We start from the raw sequence: 25909 nt of genomic DNA, 5'->3' as shown, positions 1-25909 counted from the left end.
CTGATCGCGATGCCACTGCTCGAAGTCGAGAACCTCCAGACCCATTTCCGCACCCCCGGCGGCATCAACCGCGCGGTGGACGGCGTGTCCTTCCATGTCAACGAGGGCGAGACGCTCGCGATCGTCGGCGAGTCTGGCTGCGGCAAGTCAGTGACGTCGATGTCGCTGATGCGGCTGATCCCGGAGCCGCCGGGCCGGATCGCAGGCGCCATCCGCTTTGCGGGCAGGGACCTGCTGCAACTGTCCGATCGCGAGATGCGCGCCATCCGCGGCAACGACATCTCGATGATCTTCCAGGAGCCGATGACGAGCCTGAACCCGGTCCTCACCGTCGGCCGCCAGATCCGCGAGACCTTGATGATTCATCAGGGCCTGGACAAGCAGGCCGCCGAGACGCACGCCATCGAGATGCTGACGCTGGTCGGCATTCCCGAGCCGAAGCGCCGCGTGCGCGAATATCCGCACCAGCTCTCCGGCGGCATGCGCCAGCGCGTCATGATCGCCATCGCGCTCGCCTGTAATCCGAAGCTTCTCATCGCGGATGAGCCGACTACCGCTCTCGACGTGACCATCCAGGCACAGATCCTGAAACTGATGTTGGATCTGAAGCGCAGGGTCGGCGCAGCCATCATCCTGATCACGCACGATCTCGGCGTCGTCGCCGAAATCGCCGAACGCGTCATGGTTATGTACGCCGGCTGCAAGGTCGAGGAGGCGCCTGTAGCCCAACTGTTCCGTTCGCCGCGCCATCCCTATACGCAAGGCCTGCTCGGCGCGGTGCCGCGGCTCGGCTCCTCGCTGACCGGCACTGCGAGACGACTGGCCGAGATTCCCGGGCAGGTGCCTGACCTGCGCAAGCGGATCACCGGCTGCGTCTTTGCCGGACGCTGTGCGCTTGCGACCGACCTCTGCCGGCAATATGCGCCGGGGCTCGAAGAGAAGGGGCCCCGTCATATCGCCGCCTGCCACTATGCGGCCAAGGGAGCCGTCGCGGCATGAGTGCTCCGCTGCTCCAGGTCAACGACCTCAAGAAGCATTTTCCGGTCAAGACCGGCTTGTTCGGCCGCAAGTCCGAACGGGTCTATGCGGTGGACGGCGTGTCGTTCGAGATCGCGCGCGGCGAGGCGCTGTCGCTGGTCGGCGAATCCGGCTGCGGCAAGTCGACGGTCGGTCGCGCCATCCTGCGGCTGTTCGACATCACCGCGGGGCAGGTGATCCTCGACGGCCAGAGGATTGACGATGCCGCGTCGAGCACGATGCGTGAGATGCGCCGCCGCGTGCAGGTGGTGTTCCAGGATCCGTTCTCGAGTCTCAATCCGCGCATGCGCGTGCGCGACATCCTGGCCGAACCGATCCGCAATTTCGGCCTCGCCAAATCCGCGCAAGACCTCGAGCTGCGCGTCACCACGCTGATGGACACGGTCCGCCTGCCGCGCGAGGCGCTGAATCGCAGGCCTCACGAGTTCTCCGGCGGCCAGCGCCAGCGCATCGGTATCGCGCGGGCGCTCGCGGCCGAGCCCGAGTTGATCGTCTGCGACGAGGCGGTCTCGGCGCTCGACGTCTCGGTCAAGGCGCAGATCGTCAATCTGCTTCAGGATCTGCAGCACGAGTTCGGCCTTGCGCTCTTGTTCATCAGCCACGATCTCGCGATCGTCGAGCACATGACCCACCGCGTTGCAGTGATGTATCTCGGCAAGATCGTCGAGGTGGCGCCGCGCCGCGAGATATTTGCCGCGCCAAAGCACCCCTATACCAAGGCGCTGCTTTCGGCAGTGCCGCTGCCGGAGCCAGGCGCCCAGCGCAATCCGATCATCCTTACGGGCGACGTGCCGAGCCCGATCAATCCGCCGCGCGGATGCCGCTTCCACACCCGCTGTCCCTTCGTCTTCGACCGCTGCCGGACCGAGGAGCCGACGCTTCGCGCGACGGACGCCGAGCAGTGGGTGGCCTGTCACCTCGAAGACGCGCCGTAGCGCCTCAACCCTGGCGGCGCAGGAAGCCCGTAATCGTCACCTTCTCCCAGATGCCGGCGGCGGCAAAGGGATCGGCGCGGTTGAAGGCCTCGACGTCGGCGCGACCTGCCGCCTCGATCAGGAACAGGCTGCCGATCATGGTCGCGCCGTCGTCGGCGACGAGCGGTCCCGACATCACGATCTTGACGCCGAAGCGCGAGGTGTCGCTGAGGAAAGCCTTGTGGGCGTCGTAATTGGCGAGCCTGGTCGGCAGCGCGCCGGCGCGGTCGAGGGCGTGAATGGCGAACAGCATGGAGAGATCCGTTTCTTGGGACGGCCGCGAGGAGGCGGCCGTCCGGGCCTGTCGTGAGCGGTTGGTCTACTTCGCGCTGAGCTTGCCGGCCTCCTCGAAGGTCGGACATTTGCGCTGCTCAAGCGGCACGTCGAACGGCTGGTAATTGTCCTTGGTGATCACGGTCGGCTTCAGCACGATCTCGGCGATGACGGGCTCGTTGCGCAAGGCGCGGATGGCCATCATGGTGCCGAGGCAGCCTTGGGCAAATCCGTTGTAATCCCCACTTGCCAGCAGCTTGCCGGACTTGATCGCGTCGATCGCCTCCTTGGTGCCGTTGATGCCGATCACCTGCGCCTTGCGGTTGGCGCCGTCGAGCGCCTCGATCGCGCCGACCGCCATGGCATCGTTGGCGGCGAGCACGCCGTCGATCTGTGAATTCGACTGCATCAGATTCTCCATCACCTGGAGCGCCTGGAGCCGCTGGTAATTGCCCGGCTGCGAGGCGAGCAGCTTGGCCCCCGGGCTTTCCTTCAGCGCGTCGTTGAAGCCGCGGACCCGGTCGACATTGGTCAGCGAGCCCTTGACGCCTTCGATGATGACGATATTGCCCTTGCCGCCGAGCGTCTTGAGCAGGAAGCGCGCAGTCTCGAGCCCGAGGCTGTAATCGTCGGCGCCGACGAAGGAGAGGAACTTGCCGCCCGCGGAACGATCGGTGATGTTGACGACGGGGATCTTTGCCTCATTGATCTTCTCGACACCGGGCACCATCGCCTTGTAATCGACCGGCGTGAAGACGATCGCGCTCGGCTTCTTCACCACGACGTCCTCGATCTGGCTGAGCTGCTCGGGGATCGAGTCCGGCTTGGTCGGGATGTAGTGAAGCGTCTTCGCGTTCAGCGTCTTCGCCATATTGTCGGCGCCGACCCGAACCGTCTGGAAGAACGGGTTGGTCTGGTTCTTGGTGAAGACGGCGATGGTCTCGCCGTCGGCGCGTGCTTGCGTGGTGAACGCGGCCGCCATTAGCAGCGGTAGCGCCAGATAGCCCAGTTTCTGCTTCATGTTGCCTCCATCCCTCATTTTGCTTGTTGGAACCTCAAAAGCTCATTGCGTGCGGCGGCGGGTCTTCATGTCGAGCCAGACCGCGAGAATGACGATGATGCCGGTCACGAGCGGCTGCCAGTTGGCGCTGACCGAGAGCAGGTTCATGCCGTTCAGCACCAGCGTCAGGATCAGTGCGCCGATGAACGTGCCGAACACCGTGCCAACGCCGCCGAACAGCGAGGTGCCGCCGATCAGCACGGCCGCGATCGCGGGCAAGGTCAGGCTCTCGCCGATATCGGCCTCGGCCGAGTTCAGCCGCGACAGGAAGATGATCGAGGCAAGTCCCGCCATGGTGCCGGAGACGGTGTAGACCAGCAGTAGGCGGCGCGCGACCGGGATGCCGGAGAGGCGGGCGGCGACCGGATTGGCGCCGATCGCATAGATCTCCTGGCCCCAGATCGTGCGCTGCGCGAACAGCGTTCCGATCCCGAGGAACACCAGCAGCAGATAGACCGGGATCGGCAGGCCGAACAGGTAGCCGCTGCCGATCTGGCGGAAGCCTGCGGGGAAGCCGTGAAGGGTCTCGCCCGCCATGTACCAATAGGTGAGGCCGTTCAGCACCCAGAGCATGCCATAGGTGGCGATGAAGGAGGGGATGCGCAGCGCCGTGACCATGACGCCGTTGAGGAGGCCAACGATGCCGCCGCAGGCAAGCCCGGTGAGGATGCCAAGCGCCGGCGAGCCGGTCTTGTGGATCACGGTCCCGGCGATGCAGGCGGACAGCGCGACATTGGCGCCGACGGAGAGATCAAGGCCCGCGGTCAGCACCACCAGAGTCAGGCCGGAGGCGATGAAGAAGGTCAGGCTCGCCTGCCTCAGCACGTTGAGGATATTGCCGAGGCTCAGGAAGGAATCGCTCAGCACGGCGAGCACGGCGCAGATCAGCAGCGCCGCAAGCAGGCGATAGAACAGCTGGATCGCATCCTGCGACAGGAACGAGCGGGGCGGCGCGATGGCGTCCTTGGTGATGTCGGTCATGCGCGGCTCCTGAGGCCATCGAGGAACAGTGCGACGATGACGAGCACGCCGACGCTTGCCACCTGCACCGAGGACGGCAACGAGATCAGGTTCAGCCCGTTTCGCAACACGCCGACGGAAAGAACGCCGAGCAAGGTGCCGAGCAGCCAGCCATTGCCGCGCTCAAACGAGGTGCCCCCGACGGCAACGGCCGCGATGGCATCGAATTCAAGCCCGAGGCCGGCGGTGGGGTGGCCGGAATTCATCCGCGCGGTCATCAAGAGGCCGGCGATGCCAGCCATGGCGCCGCCGATCGCGTAGACCGCGATCAAGAGCCGGTTCGGCGACAGACCCGCATAGCGCAGCGCCTCGCGGTTGCCACCGAGGGCGAAGATGTAGGTGCCGAAGCGGGTATGATAGAGCAGGCCGTGAAACCCCGCGTAGGTCACGAGCGCCATCACGATCGGCACGGGGATGCCCAAAAGCGTCGCCGAGTAAATGTCGCGCACACTGTGGGGAATGCCGACCACGCTCTGGCCGTCACTGACGATCAGCGACAGGCCCTGCGCCATGCCGAGCGTGCCGAGCGTCGCGACGAAGGGCGGAATGCCGAGGATGGCGACCAGCCAGCCATTGGCGACACCGAAGGCGGTGCCGACCAGCAGGCCGGCACCTAAGCCCAGCAACATCGATTTCGTGGCGAGCGATACAATCGCGACGCCGAGCGAGGTCAGCGTCAGCACCGCGCCCATCGACAGGTCCAGCCCCTCGGTCATGATGATCAGCGTCATCGGCAGCGCGAGCATGGTGAGAATGGTCGATTGCACCAGCACGTTGGAGAGGTTGGCGACCGACAGGAAGCCGGGCGCGATCACGCTGAACAGCGCGATCAGCAGCACCAGCACCATGGCGACGCCGGGAATGCGTTGCAGCGGATTCGGCTCTGAGACGATCGCGGCTTCACGCATGATGCATCCCCAGTCGCACGATGTTCTCCTCGGTCAGTTCGTTGCGTGTCAGATGCCCGGCGATGCGCCCCTCGCGCATCACATAGGCGCGGTCGCAGACATGGCAGATCTCGACCTGTTCGGACGAGATCATCAGGGCGGCCGCGCCCTCCGCCACGAGGCGGTCGATCAGGGCAAAGATCTCCGACTTGGCGCCGATATCGATGCCGCGCGTCGGCTCGTCGAAGATGAATAGCTTCGAGCCGGCCGCTAGCCATTTGCCGATCACGACCTTCTGCTGGTTGCCGCCCGAGAGCAGGCCGACGGTCTGCCGCGCGCTCGGTGTCGCGATCCTCAATTGCCGGATCAGTCCGTCGGAGGTGCGCTGCGCACGCCGCTGGTCGAACAGGCCGCTCGGAAACAATTTTCGCAGCGCAGACACGACCAGATTATCGCTAACTGATCGCAGCAAGGCCAAGCCCTCGCTCTTGCGGCTCTCCGGGATCAGCGCGATGCCGCGACGGGTCGCGAGGTCGGGCTCGCCGGAAATGGTCTTGCCGTCGAAGACGATCTCGCCCGACGTTACGGGATCGGCGCCAAAGATGGCGCGCGCAACCTCGCTGCGGCCCGAGCCGACCAGGCCGCAAAGGCCGACGATCTCGCCCCGGCGCACCTTGATGTTGATATCGGAGATGCCGGTCGGCGCGGTCAGGCCCTTGACTTCCAGCAGCACCTCACCGGGCTTGTCAGCAAAATGGCGCGGATAGGTCACGTCGACATTGCGGCCGACCATCATGCGGACGAGTTGGTCCGGCGTGACGTCGGCGGGACGGACACCGTCGATGCGGCGGCCGTCGCGCAGCACGGTGATGCGATCGCCGAGCGCGAACACCTCGGCCATGCGGTGGGAGATGTAGACGATCGAGACCCCGTCGGCCTTCAGCCGCGCAATCAGCGCGAACAGCAGCTCGGTCTCGCGGTCCGACAGTGCCGCGGTCGGCTCGTCCATGACGAGGATGCGGGCGTTCTGGCTGATTGCTTTCGCGATCTCGACCATCTGCTGCTGCGCTACGCCGAGCTTGTCGACGGTGGTGGAGGGATCGATGTCGAAACCGATGGTGCCGAGCACGCGCCTGGCGTCGACCAGGATCTGGCGGCGGTCGATGGTACCGGGAATGCGGCCCTTCGGCTCGCGGCCGAGGAAGATGTTCTGGGCGATGTCGAGATAGGGGACCAGGGAGAATTCCTGGAAGATCACGGCAATGCCGAGCTTTTGCGCATCGGCAGTCGAGTTGACCGCAACCTTCTCGCCCTTGTGGTAAAACTCGCCGGCGTCTGCGCGGTAGGCGCCGCACAGCACCTTCATCAGGCTCGACTTGCCGGCGCCGTTCTCGCCCAGCAGCATATGGACTTCGCCGGGGTAGATGGCAAAGGAAACGTCGTCGAGCGCCTTGACGCCGGGAAATTCCTTGCTGATGCCGCGCAGCTCGAGCAGCGGCGTGGGTGAGGTGACCTCGATCGGAAGCGCGTCGCTCATACCATGGCTCCGCTCGCAAAGATCTTGCCGGGGTTCATCAGTCCATCAGGGTCCAGCGCCGTCTTGATCGACCGCATCACGTCGACGGCCTCGCCGAGCTCGTCGGTGAGATAGCCGATCTTGCCGAGCCCGATGCCGTGCTCGCCAGTGCAGGTGCCGTCCATGGCGATGGCGCGGGCGACCATGCGCGCCTGAAGCGCCCTGGCGCCTTCGGCTTCGTCGGGCTTTGCCGGGTCGATCAGGATCAGCATGTGGAAATTGCCGTCTCCGACATGGCCGACAATCGGTGCCGTGAATCCGTGCGCGTCCGCATCCCGCCGCGTCTCGGTCAAGCATTCCGCCAGCCGCGAGATCGGCACGCAGACGTCGGTGATCACCGCGCGCGCACCGGGCCGCAAGCCGAGGCCGGCATAGAGCGTGTTGTCGCGAGCATGCCAGAGCCGGCTGCGGTCTTCCGGCGCCTTGGCCCAGGCAAAGCCATGGCCGCCATGGTCGGCGGCGATCGCCTGCGCTGCCTCGGCCTGCTCGGCGACGGAAGCCGCGGAGCCATGGAATTCGAAGAACAAGGTCGGGGCCTCACGATAGCCGAGCTTTGCATAGGCATTGATGCCGTGCATCATGACGTCGTCGAGCAACTCGATGCGCGCAACGGGGATCGCCGACTGGATCACGGAGATCGCGGTATCGACGGCATTGTGCAGGCTATCGAAGCTGCACACTGCGGCCGAGATCGCCTGCGGCACGGGATGGACCTTGAGCGTGATCTCCGTGATGACACCAAGCGTGCCCTCTGCGCCGACGAACATGCGTGTCAAATCATAACCGGCCGCCGATTTGCGCGCGCGCCTGGCCGTCCGAATCACGCGCCCGTCCGCGAGCACCACCTCCAGCGCCATGACGTTGTCTTTCATGGTGCCGTAGCGCACCGCCATGGTGCCTGAGGCGCGCGTCGACGTCATGCCGCCGATCGAGGCGTCCGCGCCGGGGTCGATCGGGAAGAACAGGCCGGTCGTCCGTAGCTCCGCATTGAGCTGCTTTCGCGTGATGCCGGGCTGCACCACGACATCCATGTCGCTGTCGTGGACGGCAAGCACCCTGTTCATGCGCGCGAAGTCGAAGCAGACGCCGCCGGCGACCGCGGCCGCATTGCCTTCGAGCGAAGTGCCGGCGCCGAACGGGACGATCGGCATGCCCGCGCTCGCGCAGAGTTTCACGATCTCGGCGACCTCCTGCGTGGTTTCAGGGAAGACGACGATGTCGGGCGGCAAGTTGCGGTAATGCGACTCGCTCTGCCCGTGCTGGTCGAGCACGCCGCGCGCAACGCTCGCGCGCGGGCCGATCATGCCGGTAAGGCGATCGGCCAATATGCTCGTGCTGACCGGCGGTCCCATCCTCAGCTCTCCGTCTGCCCCCTGTTGCCGGACTCTTGTTGGTCCGCCGCCGCTTCAGCTTAAGCGGCCTTTGCGTTGCTCGCGACCTGCTTCAGGCCGAAATCGTAATTCAGGTGAAAATACTCGCGCTGCACCATGCGACCATCCGGCGCACGGCCGGCGGGATGCCGGACGAATTCGCGGATCAGGCTGTCCTTGACGCCGAACACCACATCGCTGTCGAGATACTGGTCGCCCGCGACGAACACGTGCGTCACCAGCTGCTCGAAACCCGGCGCTGAGATCATGAAATGCACATGGGCGGGGCGCCAGGGATGGCGGCCCTGGGCTTCCAGCATCTCGCCGACCGGGCCGTCATGCGGGATCGGATAGGCTGCCGGCTTGATCGACCAGAAATGGAAGCGGTCATTGGCATCGGTGTGAAAGCGCGCGCGCATCGCGAGATCGCCGATGGCGTCGAGCTGCTGCACGTCGTAATAGCCGTCGTCGTCGGAATGCCAGACGTCGACCACGGCGCCCGCAAGCGGCTTTCCGTCGACGCTCGAGACCGAGCCGGTGACCAGCATCGGATCGCCTTGCATCGGACCCGAGATATCGGCGCCACTATCCTTCTCCGGCGCAGCCTGGACGAAAAACGGGCCGAGCACCGTGGTCTCGGTCGCGCCTTCGGGCACCGGGTGATTGATGGCATCGACCAGCATGGAGACGCCGAGCGTGTCCGATAGCAGAATGAATTCCTGGCGCTTGTCGTCGCACATCTGCCCGGTGCGGGTCAGGAAGTCGATGCCGTATTCCCATTCCTTCTGGGTCGGCCGCACCTCGCGGACGAAGGCATGAAGGTGACGGACCAGCGCTTCGCTGATTTGCTTGATGCGCGGATCGGTCGCGGCCGCGATCCGCTCCAGCACCGCGTCTGTGATCGTGTTCTCATTGAAGTTACGCATGTGTGCCTCCATTGATCACAGCTTCGGCTCGCCGAGGCCGGCCAGCCGTTCGAGATGCTTGACGGTCGCAATGAAGTCGGTCTCGCCGTCGCCCTGCGCGACCAGCGAGCCATAGGTCTCGCGCACTTGCGCCGCGAGCTGTAGCGGCACGCCGACGGCGCGGCCGGCGCCGAGGATGAGGTCGAGGTCCTTGGCCATCTGCTTGCAGGAGAAAGTGGACTCGAAATCGCGGTTGCGCAGCGGCGCGGTCTTGTACTTCACCATCGGCGAAGCCACGGCACTGTCGTCGAGCACCTTCAAGATGTCCTGCCAGGCAATGCCGCCCTTGCGCGCCAGCGCCAGGCTTTCCGCCATCATCGCGGCCGAAACCGCGATCATCAGATTGACCGAGAGTTTTGCGTAGCGCGCTTCCTCGGCGGGTCCGAGATAGGTCTGGGCACGGGTGAAGGCGGCGAACAGCGGCTTTGCGCTTTCGAAGGCGTCCTTTGGACCCGAGACGAAGCAGGTCAGCGCGCCGGTGTGGACGATGCTGGCATTGCCGGAGACCGGCGAGCGAAGATAGGCAATGCCGTGCGCCTGCGCGGCGGCTGCAATCTCGGTAGAGGCCTCCACACTCACAGTGCTGGTCTCGATGAGAACAGCTCCGGGCGTCATCGCGGCGATGAGGCCGGCAGGACCGAGCAGCGCGCCGCGCAAGGCGGCGTCGTCGGGCAAGGACGTGACCACTGCCGTCTTGCCGCTCACGGCCTCGGCCGACGTAGCGGCAATTGCAATGCCTTGCGCGCGTGCCTCGGTGATCCGAGCCGCGTTCTGATCGAACGCGGTGACCGCGTAACCGGCCTTGGCGACGAGCACCGACATCGGCAGGCCCATCTTGCCGATCCCGATGAAAGCGACATTCCTTGACGTGTCAGTCATTGCTCTTGTCCATTGACGCCTTCAGGCGGCGCGTCCCTGTCGTTCGATGTCCTGCACCAGCCGCCGGCCCGATTGCGCCAGCAGTTCTTTTTTGCTCTCGAGCCCTTCGATCAGCAGCCGGCCATTTCGCTTCTTCCAGGCGCCGCCGATCATGACCGCCTCGATGTTGACGAGGCTCGTCTGCATCACGACGGTTGCGACGGCGTCGTGCACCGGGAAGAGGTTGAGATCGGAGGCGTTGATGATGACGAAGTCGGCGAGCTTTCCGGGCGTCAGCGAACCGATCTGGTTCTCGCGGCCGAGCATGCGGGCGCCCTCCGTGGTGATCCAGCGCAGCGCCTCGCGCACGGGGATCGTGGTCGTCGCCGGGATGGTGCCACTGGCCTTGCGCGTCTCCGCATTGTCGAGCGCGCGCTGCATTGAGAGCGCGACGCGGGCGGCGGAGAAGAGATCGCCGGCCAGCACGGATTCGAGATCAATGCCGATCGTCGGCCGCACGCCGCGCTTCAGCAACCGTCCGGTAACCGGAAAGCCGTGACCCTGGATCATCTCGTTCTCCGGCGTCACCGAGAACGAGACGCCAAGATCGACCATCCGGTCCAGGAGATCGTCGGGCAAATCGTTGCCATGGACGATGTTGATGCCGGCGCCGACGAGGCCGGCCTCGATCAGCTTCTCCCAGCCGCCGGGCGTTTTGGCGGGACCGCCGCCCTGATGCATGGAGGCGATCAGCTTGAACTCCCGCGCCAGGCGGAAATCGTGCATGGCAACGTCGAGCGTTGAGTAATGCGGGCCGAGAATGGCGAGCCCGAGCGTGACGAGCCCGTCGCGGTCGGCGAGGGGACCTGCCAGCAGCCGCTCGACTTCGCGGCGCGGATGCGGGATCTCAGAGAAATGCGGCTCGCCGGGCTTCGGCTCAGGTTTTGGCGAGCCATGGAAGAAGGCCGCGCGGATGCCACTCTCAATCAAGCCGCCGACCGCGGCGTCGGTATGGTCAGGGGTCGGATTGTTGTGGCACCAGTCGACGAGTGTCGTCGTGCCGCAATTGATCTGGTTCAGCGCGCCAACCAAGGTGGCGATGTAGATGTCGTCCGGCCGGAATACGGTCGCGAGCCCGGCATGCATGCGGCGGAAATATTCGAGCAGCGTCCAGTTCGCTGCATAACCGCGGAGCGCCGTCTGCCAAGTGTGCATATGCGCGTTGATCAGGCCCGGAATGACGATGCGCCCGGTGCCGTCAATGATCTCTGCCTCGCCGCTGCCGATATCGATCGACGGACGCACGCTGGCGATGCGGCTGCGCTCGACCAGCACGTCGCCGGTCTTGAGATCGCCGATCGCGTCATCCATGCTGATGACGGTGGCGGATTGGATCAGCGTGCGCCGCATCGCGTCACGTCACCGCTTTGTTGGCGGCCGGCCGGTCGCCGGCCCAGGCGCGCGCGATCAGGTCGCGGATGGCGGCCCTTTCGAGGGGCCGCGGATTCCAGTAGGGATTGGTGACAGCGAGATCGGCCGCCTTGCCGATGCCGCTCTCGGGCATGCCGACGTCGCGCAGCGCAAGCTTTGCACCTAGTCGCTGCGCAAGGTCGTACAACCCCTGCGACGCATCGGCTGCGCCGATCGCGCGCGAGATGCGCGCAATCGCATCCGGCACCGCCGGTGCGTTGTAGGCCAGCGCATGCGGCAGCACGATCGTGTGCGTTTCGGCATGCGGCAGATCGAAGGTGCCGCCGAGCGTGTGGCAAAGTTTGTGATGCAGCGCCATGCCGACGGTGCCGAGGCAGACGCCGCACAGCCAGGCGCCATAGAGCGCTTCGGTCCGGGCCTCGCGGTCGTCGCTCCTCGCGGCGATGGCGGGGAGGGCGCGGGCCAGCGCGCGGATGCCTTCCTCCGCCATCAGCGACGTGACGGGATTGGCGTCGCGCGCATAGAGCGCTTCCACCGCATGTGCGATCGCATTGATGCCTGAGGTCACAGCCAGGCTCGCTGGCAGCGTCAGGGTCAGCTCGACGTCGTAGATCACCGTCTCCGGCAGCACGGCGGCATCGCGCACCGTGGTCTTCAGGCCGTTCTCGGTCTGGCCGACGATCGGCGTCATCTCCGAGCCGGCATAGGTGGTGGGAATGCAGAGCTGGTTGACGCCGGTGCGCAAGGCCAGCGCCTTGCCAAGGCCGGTGGTTGATCCGCCGCCGAGCGAGACGACGCAGTCGGCCTCGCACGCCTTCATCGCCGCCAGCGCCCGCTCGGTGACCTCGACTGGCGTGTGCATAGTGGCGCCGGAAAACAGGCCGGCATAGACCGGTCCGAGCGCTGCACCGAGACTCTTGCCTTGCGCCTCCTGCTGCGGCGTCGTCAGCACCAGTGCGCGCTTGCCGCCGAGCCGTTCGACCTCGGCCTTGACTGAAGCAAGCGTTCCGCTGCCAAACACGACGCGGCAGGGCAGGCTTTCAAAGGTGAACGACCCGATCATGCGCCGGTCTCTTTGATGGGATAATCGACCTGGAAGCGCCCGATCCGCAAGTCGCCCAGCGCCTCGCGGACGCGTAAATGTTCGGGGTGGCTGGCATAGGCGGCAAGCGCAGCCTGGTCGGTGAATTCGGAGAACAGAACGACGTCACAGGCGTAGTCGACATCGCTGACGTCGAGGCCGACCTCGATATGAGTGAGGCCGTCGATCCGGCCACGCAGGCCCTCGAACAGGGACTTGACCTTGATCCGGGCGGCGGAGCGCTCCGCAGGCGTCTCCCCACGCAGCCGCCACATCACGATGTGCCTGATCGGCCCCGACATTTCCTGATTTCCTCGCCTGCGATTGTGCTTTGTTGGCGCCATTTTGCCTTGCAGAAATCGGAAATAAAGGTCAAAATTTGTAAGTCTCTTTTCCTCATTCTGCAAAAATGGACCGGCTGCTCCAACTCGAGGTCTTCTCCAAAACCGCTGACCTCGGCAGTCTTTCCAAAGCTGCCGAAAACCTGCGGATGTCGAACGCGGCCGCGAGCCGTCATCTCAGTGCGCTGGAGGAGCGGCTTGCGGTCCGGCTGATCGAGCGCAATACGCGCCGGCAATGGCTGACCGAAGCCGGGCAGGAACTCTTGCAGCGTTGCAGCACGCTGTTGAACGAGCTCGCCGAGGCCGAGGACGCGGTCTCGGACCGCGCGCTGTCGCCGAAGGGCATGCTGCGCGTGACGAGCTCGCTGCCTTCGCGATGATCTATCTCGCGCCGATGCTGCCTGCCTTCCGCGCGCTCTATCCCAATCTCAGCGTGCAGATCATCAGCGCAAACCGCTACCCCGACTTCATCGAAGCCGGCATTGACGTTGCCATACGCACGCGGGAGCATGAGCCGGATTCCAACATCATCGTCCGCCGCATCGGCCAGATGCATCGTGTGCTCGCGGCCGCTCCGTCCTACCTGGAGAAGCAGGGCCGGCCCGAGCATCCAAGCGATCTCACCCGTCACAACATGCTGATCTACAATCTCGCCAATGATCCCTATTCGCTCCGGTTGAGCCAGGGCAGCACGACGCAGACGGTCCGGATCGCGCCGACGCTCGACAGCAATGACGGCCAGATCATCTGTGGCGCAGCGCGTGCAGGACTCGGAATCCTGATCCAGCCGCTTTACATCGTGCAGGGCGATATCGCGGCCGGCCGGCTGGTGCCCGTCTTGACGGGCTGGGAGCTGCCGCTGCTCACCATGAACATCGCCTATCAAAACCGCGTCAGGCTGCCGGCCAAGATCCGGGTGTTTTCCGACTTCCTCGTCAGCTACATCCGCGAGCATTCGCAGCCGGGAATCTGGATCGACGCGGCGAAGTGAGCGGGACGCATTCATGTATCTCGGCATCGATCTCGGCACCTCCGCGGTCAAGACGGTTCTCGTCGACGCTGCGCAGCACGTGATTGCAAGCGAGAGCCGGCCGCTCGCGACCGTCTCGCCGCAATCCGGCTATTACGAGCAAGATCCCGCGCAGTGGATCGATGCGACCTTTGCCACGCTGGATGCTCTGAAGGCATCGCATGCCGACGCGCTGGCGGCGGTCGAAGGCATTGGGCTGTCCGGCCAGATGCATGGTGCCACGCTGCTCGATGCGAGCTTGAGGCCCTTGCGGCCCTGCATCCTCTGGAACGACGGACGCTCGGGCCCTGAGTGCCGTATCCTGGAGCAGCGCTGGCCCGCATTGCGTGCGACGACGGGCAACAAGGCGATGCCGGGATTCACCGCGCCGAAGCTGCTTTGGGTCGCGGCGAACGAGCCTGACATCTTTGCAGCGACCAAGCTCGTTCTGCTTCCGAAGGCCTATTTGCGCCTGGTGCTGAGCGGCGAGGCCATCGAAGACGTTTCCGATGCATCGGGATCGCTGTGGCTCGACACCGCGCGCCGCGACTGGTCGGACGCAGCATTGGCAGCGACCGGCCTGACGCGCGATCACATGCCACGCCTGGTCGAGGGATGCGCGCCCGCAACGCGCCTGCGCGGCGAGCTCGCGCGGCGCTGGGGCATGACCCGGCAGCCGGTGATCGCGGGCGGAGCCGGCGACAATCCGGCCGGCGCCGTCGGCATCGGCGCGATCCGGCCGGGAAGCGCGTTCATATCGCTGGGAACCTCCGGTGCCCTCATGGCTCCGACCAGCAGCATCGCCGCCAATCCGGACCGCGCGGTGCATACATTCTGCCACGCCATTCCCGGCATGTGGATTCAGGCCGGCGCGATCCTCTCGGCCGCCTCTTGCCTCGCCTGGGCCGCGCGCCTGTTCGGCGTCAGCGAGGCAGAGTTGCTGGCGCCGCTTGGAGTGCGCCCCCAGGCGCCGTCGCCGGTGAGCTTCCTGCCTTATCTCGCAGGCGAGCGGACGCCGCACGACGATCCCGCCGTGCGCGGCATGCTGGATGGTCTGAGCCACGGCACCGAGCGCGTGACCATCGTGCAGGCGGTGCTCGAAGGCGTTGCCTTCGCGCTTGCCGATTGTCGCGACGCGCTCGCGGATGCCGGCATTGCGATTGTGGAAGCCGATGTCATTGGCGGTGGTTCGCGGTCCCGGTTCTGGCTCTCGGTGCTGGCAAACGTGCTGAATGTTCCGCTCCATCGCTTTGCCGGAGGTGAGACCGGCGCCGCGTTCGGTGCGGCGAGATTGGGGCGACTTGCTGTCACCGGTGAGGCAATCGCCGCCGTCTGCACGCGGCCAGAGCGCATCGAGACGTTCGAGCCCGACGCTGAACTGGTCGCTGCTTATGCACAGCGGCTTGCCGCATGGCGCGAACTGTATCGGCCGCGCCACTAGCATCGCTTCGATGTTGCATTCACGTCTGTTCGGTATTGCCCTGTGCTGCGACGTTTTGTTTAATGCGCGAACCGCGCTGACAAAACCGATAGAGACGCGGGTGGGAAACGCATTGTGCGCCGGGAGGCACGATGAACGATCCGATCCTCGAGATGCGCGGGGTCTCGAAATCCTTCTTTGGCATCAAGGCGCTGCGGGCTGTCGATCTCACCGTCTATGCCGGCGAAATTCATGCCCTGATGGGAGAGAACGGCGCCGGAAAGTCGACGCTGATGAAGATCCTGTCTGGCGCCTACAGGCCCGATCCCGGCGGCGAGATCCGAATCGAGGGCAGCCCGGTGCGGATCGAAGGCCCGCTCGGCGGCCGCGCGGCGGGCATCTCGATCATCTATCAGGAGCTGTCGCTCGCTCCCAATCTCAGTGTTGCCGAGAATATCTATTTGGGACGGGAGCTATCGCGATCAGGATTGCTGGCGCGCGGCGCCATGCGCGAGGGCGTCGGTCCGATCCTGAAACGATTGGGCGCGGACTTCCTGCCCTCGACGCTGGTGGCGCATCTCTCCATGGGCCAGCGGCAACTGGTCGAGATCGCGCGTGCGCTGCATGCCAGATCGAAGATCCTGATCATGGACGAGCCGACCACCGCGTTGTCAGCCGGCGAGAGCGCGCGGCTGTTCGCGCTGATCCGCCAGCTTCGCGCCGAGGGGCTTGCCATCATCTACATCTCGCATCGCATGGACGAGGTTTACGCACTCGGCGACCGCGTCACCGTGCTCCGCGACGGCCGGCTGGTCGGCTCGCTCGACAAACCTGAGATCCGCGCCGACACCATCGTCCGGTTGATGGTCGGGCGTGACGTCTCCTCATTCTACAAGAAGGATCACGATCCGGAGGCGGGTCGGGGACATCCGGTACTCCGAGCGATCGGCATGGCGGATGGCCAGCGCGTCAAGGGATGCTCGCTGACCGTGCACGCAGGTGAGGTCGTCGGGCTCGCGGGCCTGATCGGCGCCGGTCGCACCGAGCTCGCGCATCTCATCGTCGGCGCGGCGCAGAAGTCCTCCGGCCGTATCGAGCTGGAGGGACGTCCGATCGAGATCCGCACGCCGGGCGAGGCCCTTGAGGCTGGCATCGCCTATCTTACGGAAGACAGGAAGGCGCTCGGCCTGTTTCTCGACATGTCATGTCTGGACAACATCAATCTCGCTGTGCTCGCGCGCGATGCGAAGCTCGGCTGGTTTCTGGATCGCGACAAGGCGCGCGAGCGCGCCGAGCGGGCCTTCGCCGGGCTCAGCATCCGTGCCGCCAATGTCGCCGTCCCCGCTGGCGGCCTGTCCGGCGGTAACCAACAGAAGGTGCTGCTATCGCGGCTTCTCGCTATTGCGCCAAAAGTTCTGATCCTCGACGAGCCGACGCGTGGCGTCGACGTTGGCGCCAAGTCCGAGATCTATTCGATCGTTGACAATCTCGCCAAGGCCGGCACCGCGATCCTCGTCATCTCATCCGATTTGCCCGAGATCATCGGCATCTGCGACCGCGTCATCGTGATGCGCGCCGGACACATCGCCGGTGAGATCAGGCGCGAAGCTGCGGCTCCCCTCAATCAGGAAGACATCATGGCGCTCGCGACAGGGACGGAGCAACTCGATGCATGACAGCTCGCCGAAAGCGGAAGCGGCTGCCGCTGCCGGCCTTGCGGCTGCGCAGGAGACGAAGCGTCAGCGCATAAGGATGCTGATCAGCGCGCTCGGCATGCTGCCGGTACTGCTAATTCTCTGCATCGGCTTCCACCTGTTGTCCGAGGGCCGCTTCTTCACCGGACAGAATCTCGGCATCGTATTGCAGCAGGCCGCAGTGAATACCGTGCTCGCTGCGGGAATGACTTTCGTCATCCTCACGGGCGGCATCGACCTGTCGGTCGGCTCGATCCTGGCGGCCTCAGCGATGGCCGGATTGACGCTCTCCAAGCTACCGGAGCTTGGCATGCTGTGGCTGCCAGCCGCGCTGCTCACGGGCCTTGGTTTTGGCGTCGTCAATGGCGCGTTGATTGCGTTGCTTCGCCTGCCGCCTTTCATCGTCACGCTCGGCTCTCTCACCGCCGTACGCGGCCTGGCCCGATTGCTCGGGGCTGACACCACCGTCTTCAATCCGTCGATTCCTTATGCCTTCATCGGCAACGGCTCGCTGACGCTCGTCCCCGGCGTCGCCTCGATCCCGTGGCTTTCGGTGATCGCCTTGCTCGTTATCCTCGCCTCGTGGCTGGTGCTGCGCCGGACCGTACTCGGCGTGCACATCTATGCGGTAGGCGGCAATGAAAGCGCGGCGCGGCTTGCCGGCATCAAGGTCTGGGCCGTGCTGATCTTCGTCTACGGCGTCTCCGGCCTTTTCGCCGGCCTCGGCGGCGCCATGCAGGCGGCGCGGCTCTATGCGGCCAATGGCCTCCAGCTCGGCCAGTCTTACGAACTCGACGCAATTACCGCCGTGATCCTTGGCGGCACCTCATTCGTCGGCGGCATCGGCTCGATCTGGGGTACGTTGGTCGGCGCGCTGATCATCGCCGTGCTGTCGAACGGCCTCATCCTCATCGGTGTCTCCGACATCTGGCAATATGTGATCAAGGGCCTGGTGATTATCGGCGCCGTGGCGCTGGACCGCTACCGGCTGCAGGGCTCTGCCAGAACGTGAAGGCTCCGCGAGAACCTGAAGGGTTTGGCGCGCACCTGGACTGCGCATGGCTTGATGAGAGATTCCGTTGCGGCAACTGGTCTGCCGTGCCGGAGATGAAGACAGACCAGGGGAGGAAGCCAATGTTGAAGACGATCACGCTCGCCGGCGCCGTGGTGACGCTTGCCCTAAGCACCGCGCCATCCTTTGCCAAGGAGCTCAAGTCGATCGGCGTCTCGCTGGGATCGATGGGCAACCCGTTCTTCGTCGCGCTGTCGAAGGGCGCCGAGTTCGAGGCGAAGAAGACCAATCCCAACGTGAAGATCACGACCGTCGGTTTCGAATACGACCTCGGCAAGCAGGTCACTCAGATCGACAATTTCATCGCCGCTGGCGTCGACCTGATTCTGTTGAACCCCGGCGATCCCAAGGCGATCGGGCCGGCGATCAAGAAGGCGCAGGCCGCTGGCATCGTCGTCGTCGCGGTCGACACTGCGGCCGAAGGCGCCGACGCCACGGTGACCACGAACAACGTGCAGGCCGGCGAGATCTCCTGCCAGTACATCGTCGACAAACTGAGCGGCAAGGGCGACGTCATCATCGAGAACGGGCCGCAGGTCTCCGCGGTGATCGACCGTGTCGTCGGCTGCAAGAAGGTGTTCGCGAAGAACCCGGGTATCAAGGTGTTGTCCAGCGACCAGGACGGCAAAGGCTCGCGAGAGGGCGGGCTCACCGTCGCGCAGGGTTATCTGACCCGCTTCCCCAAGATCGACGCCATCTTCGCCATCAACGATCCGCAGGCGATCGGCACCGACCTTGCAGCGCGCCAGCAAAACCGCAGCGGGATTGTCATCACGGCGGTCGACGGCGCACCTGATATCGAGGCCGCGCTGAAAGATCCGCAGTCGCCGCAGATCCAGGCCTCGGCTTCGCAGGACCCGTTCTTCATGGCGCGGCGGGCCGTGCAGGTTGGTGTCGGCATTCTCAATGGCCAGAAGCCGGCCTCGACCGTCGAGCTGTTGCCTTCGAAGCTCGTGACCAGGGACAATGTTGCCGAGTACAAGGGCTGGACGTCGGATCGTTCGCAGTAGAACGCCGCACCTAGCCGGTGCGCTCGACACACGAGATGACGGGCGGCGTCTCGAGCGATGCCGTCCGCTAAGCGATTCAGGAAGCGGTGTGTGGATTGGCTCGCGGAGACAAGACGGCCGATGGAGATCCGCTCGTGAAGGCGCGGGCCTTCGGTTGAACGCGCGATCCGTCGATCACCTCGAGCTGGCCGCAGCGGTTCAGCGTGTGCAACTTCCGTCCGGGCCATGCCGGTCCGGGCTTGAGGGAATGGCGGACGATTTGCCCAAATGTCGTCGGTGACAGTTCGACGATTTCTGCTAGTGCGAGCGCTGCACCGTAACCGTTCGTACAATTCTGGACCGGCCGCCACAATTTTTCATCGATAGTGACGAAATTCCCCGCCGGTCGCGTGCTTGCACGATCGATCAGGACCGGATTGCTAGCATGGGGCAACCACGGACCCGAGAGGCGATCGGCGTAATAGATCGCCAGCGCATCCGAATAGCCGCCCGCGCCGTCGCGCCAGGCTCCAAACAGATAGTGCAGGCCCTTGTGCTGCGTGATCGTGACATCGGCGAGTTCGAGCCCGGAAAGCAGCGTCGCGTGACGCTCCCATTTGTCCGGAAAACGAACGCATTTGTACAGCGCGACGTCGCCGTGAACCGAGCTCTCCGGGATCATCCACAGCGCACCATCGTTCTCGATCAGGAACGGATAGGAGAGGTGCCAGGGCTCCTCCAGCACCGGCACGACTTCGCCGACCGGACCTGCGTCGTTGAACTCGATCGCGGAAATGATCCCCTTTCCAATCCGGTGATCGAGATCTTCGAAGAAGACGAATGTTCGTCCCTGCCATGTGATGGGAAACGGATCGGCGTAGAAGCGATGGCCGGGATCGCCGAGGACATTCCAGCCCGGTCCGGACAGATTTCCGGTCTGCCAGACGCCTGCACCGTCATTGAAGCGCCATCCGATTTGCCAATGCGGGGCATAGCAGCAGAGCCGATAGATCTCCTTGGCGATCGACACGGCGAGGCCGCGCGCAACGTATGCCGCCGGCTGCCGGCCGGTGCCGTCTCCGGCGGGACGCGCCAGCTGCGGCACGATGCGCGGCCGTCCCGACAGGATTGCCGCCACCATGGTCAGGGTTCGCGCCATGACGGTTTCGAGTGCGCCACTCAAGCCGGCCGCAATCTCTCCGGACGGGTGACCGCGATCGAGCACTGCACCGTCGAGCTCGTTGACGATCTCGATCACCGGCAGGTCGCCGGCGAGAATGGCGGCGAGGGCGGCGTTTTCGCCGGCGACCCCGTTGAAGAGAGGGCGCAGATACAGCCGGGCGGAACAATCGGGATCGCGCGCGGCGCCCGTAAAATCGACGATCACGTCGGCCGTCCCGGTGCGAGCCTGCATCCGTTCCGGGATGATCTTCAGCTTGCCGGCGCCGCTGTGCCGGCCTCTGTGCAACACCATGCGTTCGAGTTCGAACAGGGCGTCGAGGCCTCGGGGCCGTGCCTCCGTGCTTGCTGTCCAGGCGATTTGAAGCGGGACATCTCGGCCGTCGATCGACAGCGCGTCGCGGTCCATCCACCGCCGCGCATGCTCTCGTTCACAGCGAAACTCGATGATCATGTCGAGCCAATCTGTTCCCACACATTCCGGTCAGATGACCTGGCCGAGAATCCGAACGTATTCCTCCACCATGGCATCTACCGAATAGCGCAGCCGCAGGCCTTTGGCGTTTTGTCGCAGTTTCTCGCTCAGTTGCTGGTCCGTCAGTAGCCTGGAGACGGCCGTCGACAGCTTCGCATGATCGGAGGCATCGACGAACAGCGCGGTAGGTTTTCCCTCGAAGGACAACACCTCCCGTAACACGGGTAGATCGGTGACGACGGAGGGGACACCGGCGTTTGCGGCTTCGACCGCAGCCAGGCCGAAGGTTTCGGCCTGTGTCGGGAACACGAACACGTCCAGACAGGCGAGAAAATCCGCCATCTGACGCGGGGCGATTTCGCCGAGCAGATGCAGCCGGTCCGATACGTTCAATTCATCCGCCAGCTGTCTCAGCCGGGCTTCGTCGGCTCCCTGTCCGGCCAGTGCAAGGTGCCAGGATGGTTGATCCGGCAACAGGCGTATCGCCGCGTCAAGCCGCTTGTGCGGGTGCAGCCTCGCTGCGCAGCCAAGCAGGACGCGAGCCGGCGGCAGATTGAATTTTTGTCGCGCAGCTTCCTTCGGCAATGTGAGGGCCTTGTCGTCGAAGCCGTGCGGGACATGCACCATGCGTGAGCGATAGGCCGCGGGGTAGCGCGAATACTCGCGCTGCATGTCCTTCGAGTTGAGCGTGATGCGGTCGAAGAAGCCGAGACTGCCCATCACGATGTCGGCAGCGCGGACGGGCCAGCTCATCGAGAGCGCGGACGAGACCTGATTGGCGATGACAGGCGCGCGGCAGACGAGGCGCGACACGCCGGCGCCGATCACGTTGCCAAAATGCTGAAAGGTCAGAACGGCGTCGGGTCTGCTGGTCCGGATATGGCGGCCGAGCGTCCACACCATCCGCAGCAGGGCCAAGGGATTGCCCGGCCGGCTCGAGGCGCAATAGAACGTATCGGGCGGCTCGTCGAACGAATCCGACTGGCGGAAGAAGAACAGATTGGTGACTCGGTAGCCACGGGCGGTGAGGCCGGCACCGAGCAGCCTGGAGATCTCCTGCGCGCCGGCGTTTTCGGCCTGGGTCTGTACGAGAAGGACATGAAGCTTCGGCCCGCTGCCGTCGGACGGCATGAGTGCTGTCGCAGTCGTCTCGGCCAACTCCTTGTTTGGCTGGTAATGGAGCACGGATCCCGACCCGCTGAAGAAACGAAATTTTCACCCTTCTTGATCCCGTACCTACCATGCGAGCATCGCGCGGACACCGGCTAGCAACAAACGGAGTTAATGCGCAGCCTGCCGGAACGGCATCGTTTGCCAGAGAATTCCGGTGGTTTGCAAATGAAGGGAGCGACCGCGTTAACCAATTGGTCATGGTCGCGCGAGGGGCGGGTAACGGCGGATTAACCATAGATATTTACGGTGGAGCAGGCCACTGAACAGTGTTCGCCAGTTGAATCCGAGTAGAGTCCATGACGTTCGGTCGCCGCGCAGACCCGACAAGTTCCGGATCGACCGGCGTTGCCGCGTCTTGGAGCCAAAATTCGTCGGGCGTCGAGGGGGCCGCCGGAGCCGCTGCACGCTTTGGCGGCATGTTCACTGCCGCCGGTGCGCTCGCCTTCCTCCGCGAAAACGCTCGGCGGATATTGGCGCTCGGTGTTGCGATCTTCGCGCTTGGCGCCGTCGTTCTCCTGATGATTCCGGTCCGGTTCGCAGCGACCGCACTGGTCGTCGTCGATCCCCGCGAGCAACGCGTGACCACGGAGCAGGACGTTCTGCCGGGCATAGGGCAGGATAGCGCCGCGCTGCAAAGCCTGGTCGAAGTGGCGAAATCCGACGGCTTTCTCGAGCCGCTGATCGAGCAGCTCAAGATCCGCGATGACGAAGACATTTCCGGCGGCTACACGGCCCCCGCGCGCCTGCTCGAGCGTTTCCGCAACCGTCTCGACATTTCCCGTCGCGGGCTGACCTATGTCATCGCCATCCGCTTCACCTCGAACCGGCCGGAGCGGGCTGCCTATTATGCCAACGCCATTGCCGAGGCGTTCGTCGCCAGACAGAGCCGCATCCGTACCGAGGCGACCGACGAGGCTGCCGACTGGCTCGGTGGCCGGCTCAAGACGTTGAGCGACCGGCTGAAGGCGTCGGAGGACGCCGTCGCCACATTCAAGCTCGAGCACAGGATCGTGAACGCCGGCAAGGACGCGACGACCCAGCAATTGCGGGTGACCGAGCTGTCGCAGCAGGTCGCCGCTGCGCGCGCGCGGACCGAGGAGGCCAAAGCCCGCTACGAGCAGGCGCAGCGTGACGTGAAGGCGAATGTCGAGGGCCCCGTCAAGCAGGACCTCCTGAGCGCGTTGCGCGCCCAGCGGTCGGCCCTCAATGATCAGATTGCGCAGAAGCGGGCGGTGCTCGGCGATCGCCATCCCGATCTCGTGATGTCGTACAGCCAGCTAAACGATTTGAACAGACAAATCGAGGTCGAGCGGACGAAAGGCATCGATACCGCGAAGTCGGAATATGAGGCTCAGCGCGATCAGCAAAAGGCTCTGGAAAGCCAGATGAAGGCGGCTGAATCGCAGCTCCTGGTCGACGGTCAGGCTCTGGTCCGGCTCCAGGAGCTACAGCGCGACGCCGAGGCCAACAGAAACATCTACGAGCAGTTCCTCTCGCGATCCAAGACGACGAATGAACAGCGCCTGTTGCAGAGTTCTCAGACCAAGGTCGCCTCGCCCGCCATTCCGCCGCTTCGCTCGACCCTTCCGCCGCTGTCTTTGCTGCTCGCCGCGCTGGCGATCGGATCGCTGCTGACATCGACGGCGGTCGTTGCCGCAACGGGACGCAGATCGAACAAGCCCGTTCCGGACGTTCGCGCGCCCGAACCGGCTCCGCGCCAGCCCGGCGCGTGGTCGCGTCCGCCGGTGTGGGCCCGCGTTCCCGAACTCTTGCCCAGCGATGTCCCGAGAAACATCTGGCAAGGTCCGGTGTCCGCGACGCGTGAGCTCGATCTCGGTCCTCATCTGCGTCCGCTCATTGACAGGCTGGAGCAATTGCCTGGAAGCCGGGGCAGGGTTGCGCTCGTGATGTCGGTGGGGAAGCGGGCCGGCGGCAACACCGTCGCGCGCTCGCTCAATCGGTGGGCGCTGAACAGGGGAAAGCTGAGCGTCCTGATCCGGGTCGAGCCGGATCTCGGTGGTGCCGGGGCCACCCTCGCCAAGGCGCCGGTGGATGGCGCAACCACGGCTGACTTTCGCAGCATCGAGGCGCTTCTGAACGTCGGCAACGGACCTGAATCGTCGCCCGCGGACGATATTCGTTCGGAGTTCGATCTGATCGTGATCCATGCCACCTCTCTGGCCTTGCAGCCGGAGGCGGCGGCGCTGGCCGCTCACGCTGATCTCGTCATTCTGGTCGTCCGCGAAGACGCAATCGATTCAGCCGCAATGCGCAGGGCGACGGCCGCGCTCTCACGCTTTGGCGGCGTGCCGACCGGGATCGTCGTCAATCGTGTGCCAGCAGACCCGTCGTCGGCTCAACGCCGGGGTGCAGCGCTCGGCCTGGCTGGTTGATCGTCGTCCGGCGTGTGCGCTGCCTGTCGCGATCGAACCGAAGCCTAATCGGCCGCGTCAGCGCTGCGGACTGCGTACGTGCCGCGCTTCGATGCGCCGAGGCGCAAGAGCACGAGAATTGAAGGGTCGACCCCCGTTCGCCGGCGACAGAGGACGTTGAGCGCGATGGTCGTTAGCGCCAACGACACCGTGGCCGAGATCGCCGCGCCAAGCACGCCAAGCCAGGGGATCAGCACGAGAAATCCGACCACCCGCAACGCCACGTTCGCCGCAACGACGGGGACATAGATGCGCTCATGGCCGGTGAGCTGCAAGATCGCCGCGGATGGACCGCCCGCTGCCTGAAACGCCGTTCCGATCGCGAGCACGATAAGGACCCAGTGCTGCGCGGCGAAGTGAGGCCCGAACAGGTTGAGAAGATGGGGGCCGCCGATCCAGATCAGGAAGAGCCCGCTGACCACACAAAGCGCGGTCACCTCCGCCATCAGCTGCAACGTCCGCTCGAATTCCTGATGGTTCTTGCTGAAGTACAGCGAGGGAAGCCGGCGCGCGCCGAAACTGTATAGCGCCGCCGACAGCATGGCGAAGATATTGGCAAGGCGCGAGGCGGCGAAATAGATGCCGGCTGTCGTCGGATCCAGCATCCAGTACACCAGAATGACGTCGAAATACTGATTGGCGGCTTCCAGGACGGATGCGATCCAGAAATGAAGCGCGCTCGATCTCCAGCGAGACGGCTCGGACCGTGCCGCCGTACCGCGAAGATCCGGCAGAGCTCGCGCAATCGAAACGATCTGCGCGACCAGGCCAACCGACATCGCGATCGTCATCACGGCGAACAATTCGGTGGGGTCGAGCCGCCGATGGTCGAACATGATTGCGAGCAGAAACAAGACGACACCGACCCGCCAGAAGAACTCTCTGTTTCCCTCGCCCATGAGGATGCTGACCAGCGAGCGCGCAACCTGGCTGCCGAGCATCACCCCCGCATTAACGGCGGTGTAGGCGGACACGGCGAGGATCAGCAGCCACCAGTCGCCCTTCAAGCTCGCCGCAATCGACATTGCGGCGATCACAACCAGCATTGCGACGGAGGAAATCTTCAGGCTCGACAGCAGCACTCCCTTGGTGAGATCGGGTCGATTTCCGACCTGATACTCGTTCAGAAAGCGCACCAGGAGCGATTCTTGGCCGACCAGGCCCACGACCGATGCGACCTGGGCAACCGAAAGCCAGGTTGCAAAGATACCGAAGCCGTCGGGCGACATCGTTCGTGCCGCGAGCGAGAACACCGCAAACGCAAGCGCGCCGCTTCCAACCTTGAGGAGGATGGTCCCGACGACACCGCGCGTCACGTCGCGCCGCATGAGTTGGATGATGGATTCGATCATGGACGTTAAGGGGCAACTCTCCCCTGAAGAGATACGTGCCGATACCGGCGCCAGCCTAGCATGCCGAAAAACCGCGAGTGTTAATGAGCGGCTTCCAGGAGCTCGCCATACACGACGTCGCGGCCAAGTCCGTTGCTTCACTGTGGTACATCGCCGTCTCCATTGTCTCCAGATCGTGCAAAGCCCGGCTCGACCGGGTGGCGGCAAAGGGCCAGATCGACCGCCCAAGACAGCACGATC

At 64.7% G+C, this 25909-nt stretch carries 21 protein-coding genes and 1 pseudogene; 8 read left to right on the top strand and 14 right to left on the bottom strand.

Translation table 11 applies throughout. The features are described 5' to 3' along the window. The first annotated feature begins 9 nt into the window (after positions 1-9). Together IVA98_RS14605 and IVA98_RS14600 are read left to right on the top strand one after the other, a co-directional pair. On the top strand, positions 10-999 hold the full coding sequence (locus IVA98_RS14605; protein WP_247306053.1) for an ABC transporter ATP-binding protein: 990 nt from the start codon (positions 10-12) through the stop codon (positions 997-999). Continuing rightward, positions 996-1973, top strand: coding sequence for an ABC transporter ATP-binding protein (locus IVA98_RS14600; RefSeq protein ID WP_247355146.1), 978 nt, complete (start codon positions 996-998; stop codon positions 1971-1973). Before IVA98_RS14605 ends, IVA98_RS14600 begins: the two co-directional genes overlap by 4 nt. Before the next feature lie 4 nt (positions 1974-1977). Here IVA98_RS14600 and IVA98_RS14595 read toward each other — a convergent pair whose 3' ends face one another. The 11 genes from IVA98_RS14595 to IVA98_RS14545 form a co-directional block, all read right to left on the bottom strand. After that, complete coding sequence (locus IVA98_RS14595; protein WP_247306045.1) at positions 1978-2265, bottom strand: YciI family protein; 288 nt, start codon at positions 2263-2265, stop codon at positions 1978-1980. Positions 2266-2331: 66 nt separating this feature from the next. Continuing rightward, a complete protein-coding gene (locus IVA98_RS14590) occupies positions 2332-3306 on the bottom strand; it encodes a sugar ABC transporter substrate-binding protein (protein WP_247306043.1) in 975 nt (324 codons plus the stop codon). A gap of 42 nt (positions 3307-3348) precedes the next feature. Then, the gene (locus tag IVA98_RS14585; RefSeq protein ID WP_247333509.1) at positions 3349-4326 is read right to left on the bottom strand and encodes an ABC transporter permease; all 978 of its coding nucleotides are present in this window, start codon (positions 4324-4326) and stop codon (positions 3349-3351) included. After that, positions 4323-5273 carry an ABC transporter permease gene (locus tag IVA98_RS14580; RefSeq protein WP_247355145.1) on the bottom strand — a complete coding sequence of 317 codons (951 nt, stop codon included), beginning with the start codon at positions 5271-5273 and terminating at the stop codon, positions 4323-4325. The genes IVA98_RS14585 and IVA98_RS14580 overlap by 4 nt, the downstream gene beginning before the upstream one ends. Then, positions 5266-6789, bottom strand: coding sequence for a sugar ABC transporter ATP-binding protein (locus IVA98_RS14575; RefSeq protein WP_247306037.1), 1524 nt, complete (start codon positions 6787-6789; stop codon positions 5266-5268). The genes IVA98_RS14580 and IVA98_RS14575 overlap by 8 nt, the downstream gene beginning before the upstream one ends. Continuing rightward, entirely contained in the window at positions 6786-8180 is a 1395-nt protein-coding gene (locus IVA98_RS14570; protein WP_247306035.1) for an FAD-linked oxidase C-terminal domain-containing protein, read from the bottom strand. Before IVA98_RS14570 ends, IVA98_RS14575 begins: the two co-directional genes overlap by 4 nt. A 59-nt stretch (positions 8181-8239) precedes the next feature. Continuing rightward, complete coding sequence (locus IVA98_RS14565) at positions 8240-9124, bottom strand: intradiol ring-cleavage dioxygenase (RefSeq protein WP_247333510.1); 885 nt, start codon at positions 9122-9124, stop codon at positions 8240-8242. Between the two features lie 15 nt (positions 9125-9139). Beyond that, positions 9140-10042 carry an NAD(P)-dependent oxidoreductase gene (locus IVA98_RS14560; RefSeq protein ID WP_247306031.1) on the bottom strand — a complete coding sequence of 301 codons (903 nt, stop codon included), beginning with the start codon at positions 10040-10042 and terminating at the stop codon, positions 9140-9142. Between the two features lie 21 nt (positions 10043-10063). Beyond that, positions 10064-11431, bottom strand: a complete 1368-nt coding sequence (locus IVA98_RS14555) for an amidohydrolase family protein (RefSeq protein ID WP_247355144.1) — start codon at positions 11429-11431, stop codon at positions 10064-10066. A 4-nt stretch (positions 11432-11435) separates the two neighbouring features. Beyond that, positions 11436-12515 carry a maleylacetate reductase gene (locus tag IVA98_RS14550; RefSeq protein WP_247306027.1) on the bottom strand — a complete coding sequence of 360 codons (1080 nt, stop codon included), beginning with the start codon at positions 12513-12515 and terminating at the stop codon, positions 11436-11438. Next, complete coding sequence (locus IVA98_RS14545; protein ID WP_247278159.1) at positions 12512-12835, bottom strand: Dabb family protein; 324 nt, start codon at positions 12833-12835, stop codon at positions 12512-12514. The genes IVA98_RS14550 and IVA98_RS14545 overlap by 4 nt, the downstream gene beginning before the upstream one ends. Before the next feature lie 107 nt (positions 12836-12942). Here IVA98_RS14545 and IVA98_RS14535 point away from each other — a divergent pair. The 5 genes and pseudogenes from IVA98_RS14535 (at position 12943) to IVA98_RS14515 (ending at position 19079) form a co-directional block, all read left to right on the top strand. Beyond that, a pseudogene (locus IVA98_RS14535) lies at positions 12943-13865 on the top strand (LysR family transcriptional regulator). A 13-nt stretch (positions 13866-13878) separates the two neighbouring features. Continuing rightward, on the top strand, positions 13879-15324 hold the full coding sequence (gene xylB / locus IVA98_RS14530) for a xylulokinase (RefSeq protein ID WP_247306022.1): 1446 nt from the start codon (positions 13879-13881) through the stop codon (positions 15322-15324). A gap of 131 nt (positions 15325-15455) precedes the next feature. Further along, the gene (locus IVA98_RS14525) at positions 15456-16979 is read left to right on the top strand and encodes a sugar ABC transporter ATP-binding protein (protein ID WP_247306019.1); all 1524 of its coding nucleotides are present in this window, start codon (positions 15456-15458) and stop codon (positions 16977-16979) included. After that, positions 16972-18009: an ABC transporter permease subunit gene (locus IVA98_RS14520; RefSeq protein ID WP_247333513.1), complete on the top strand. Its 1038-nt coding sequence runs from the start codon at positions 16972-16974 to the stop codon at positions 18007-18009. The genes IVA98_RS14525 and IVA98_RS14520 overlap by 8 nt, the downstream gene beginning before the upstream one ends. 122 nt (positions 18010-18131) lie before the next feature. After that, positions 18132-19079, top strand: a complete 948-nt coding sequence (locus tag IVA98_RS14515) for an ABC transporter substrate-binding protein (protein ID WP_247306013.1) — start codon at positions 18132-18134, stop codon at positions 19077-19079. A 76-nt stretch (positions 19080-19155) separates the two neighbouring features. Here IVA98_RS14515 and IVA98_RS14510 read toward each other — a convergent pair whose 3' ends face one another. Both IVA98_RS14510 and IVA98_RS14505 read right to left on the bottom strand, forming a co-directional pair. Continuing rightward, positions 19156-20691 (bottom strand): glucosamine inositolphosphorylceramide transferase family protein, encoded by a 1536-nt coding sequence (locus IVA98_RS14510; RefSeq protein WP_247306010.1) that lies wholly within the window; start codon positions 20689-20691, stop codon positions 19156-19158. Between the two features lie 30 nt (positions 20692-20721). Beyond that, positions 20722-21897: a glycosyltransferase family 4 protein gene (locus IVA98_RS14505; RefSeq protein WP_247306007.1), complete on the bottom strand. Its 1176-nt coding sequence runs from the start codon at positions 21895-21897 to the stop codon at positions 20722-20724. Positions 21898-22181: 284 nt separating this feature from the next. On the opposite strand from IVA98_RS14505, the gene IVA98_RS14500 reads away from it, so the two are divergent. Further along, positions 22182-24278, top strand: coding sequence for a GumC family protein (locus IVA98_RS14500; protein WP_247306003.1), 2097 nt, complete (start codon positions 22182-22184; stop codon positions 24276-24278). 44 nt (positions 24279-24322) lie between these two features. Here the strand turns inward: IVA98_RS14500 and IVA98_RS14495 are convergent, their stop codons facing one another. After that, positions 24323-25669, bottom strand: a complete 1347-nt coding sequence (locus tag IVA98_RS14495; protein ID WP_247306000.1) for a lipopolysaccharide biosynthesis protein — start codon at positions 25667-25669, stop codon at positions 24323-24325. Between the last annotated feature and the right edge of the window lie 240 nt (positions 25670-25909).

Origin of the sequence: Bradyrhizobium sp. 160 (assembly GCF_023073735.1) — a bacterium.
In the GTDB taxonomy this organism is placed as follows: domain Bacteria; phylum Pseudomonadota; class Alphaproteobacteria; order Rhizobiales; family Xanthobacteraceae; genus Bradyrhizobium.
Note: the sequence above shows the minus strand (reverse complement) of the source record. Positions and strands in the feature narration are given on the sequence as shown.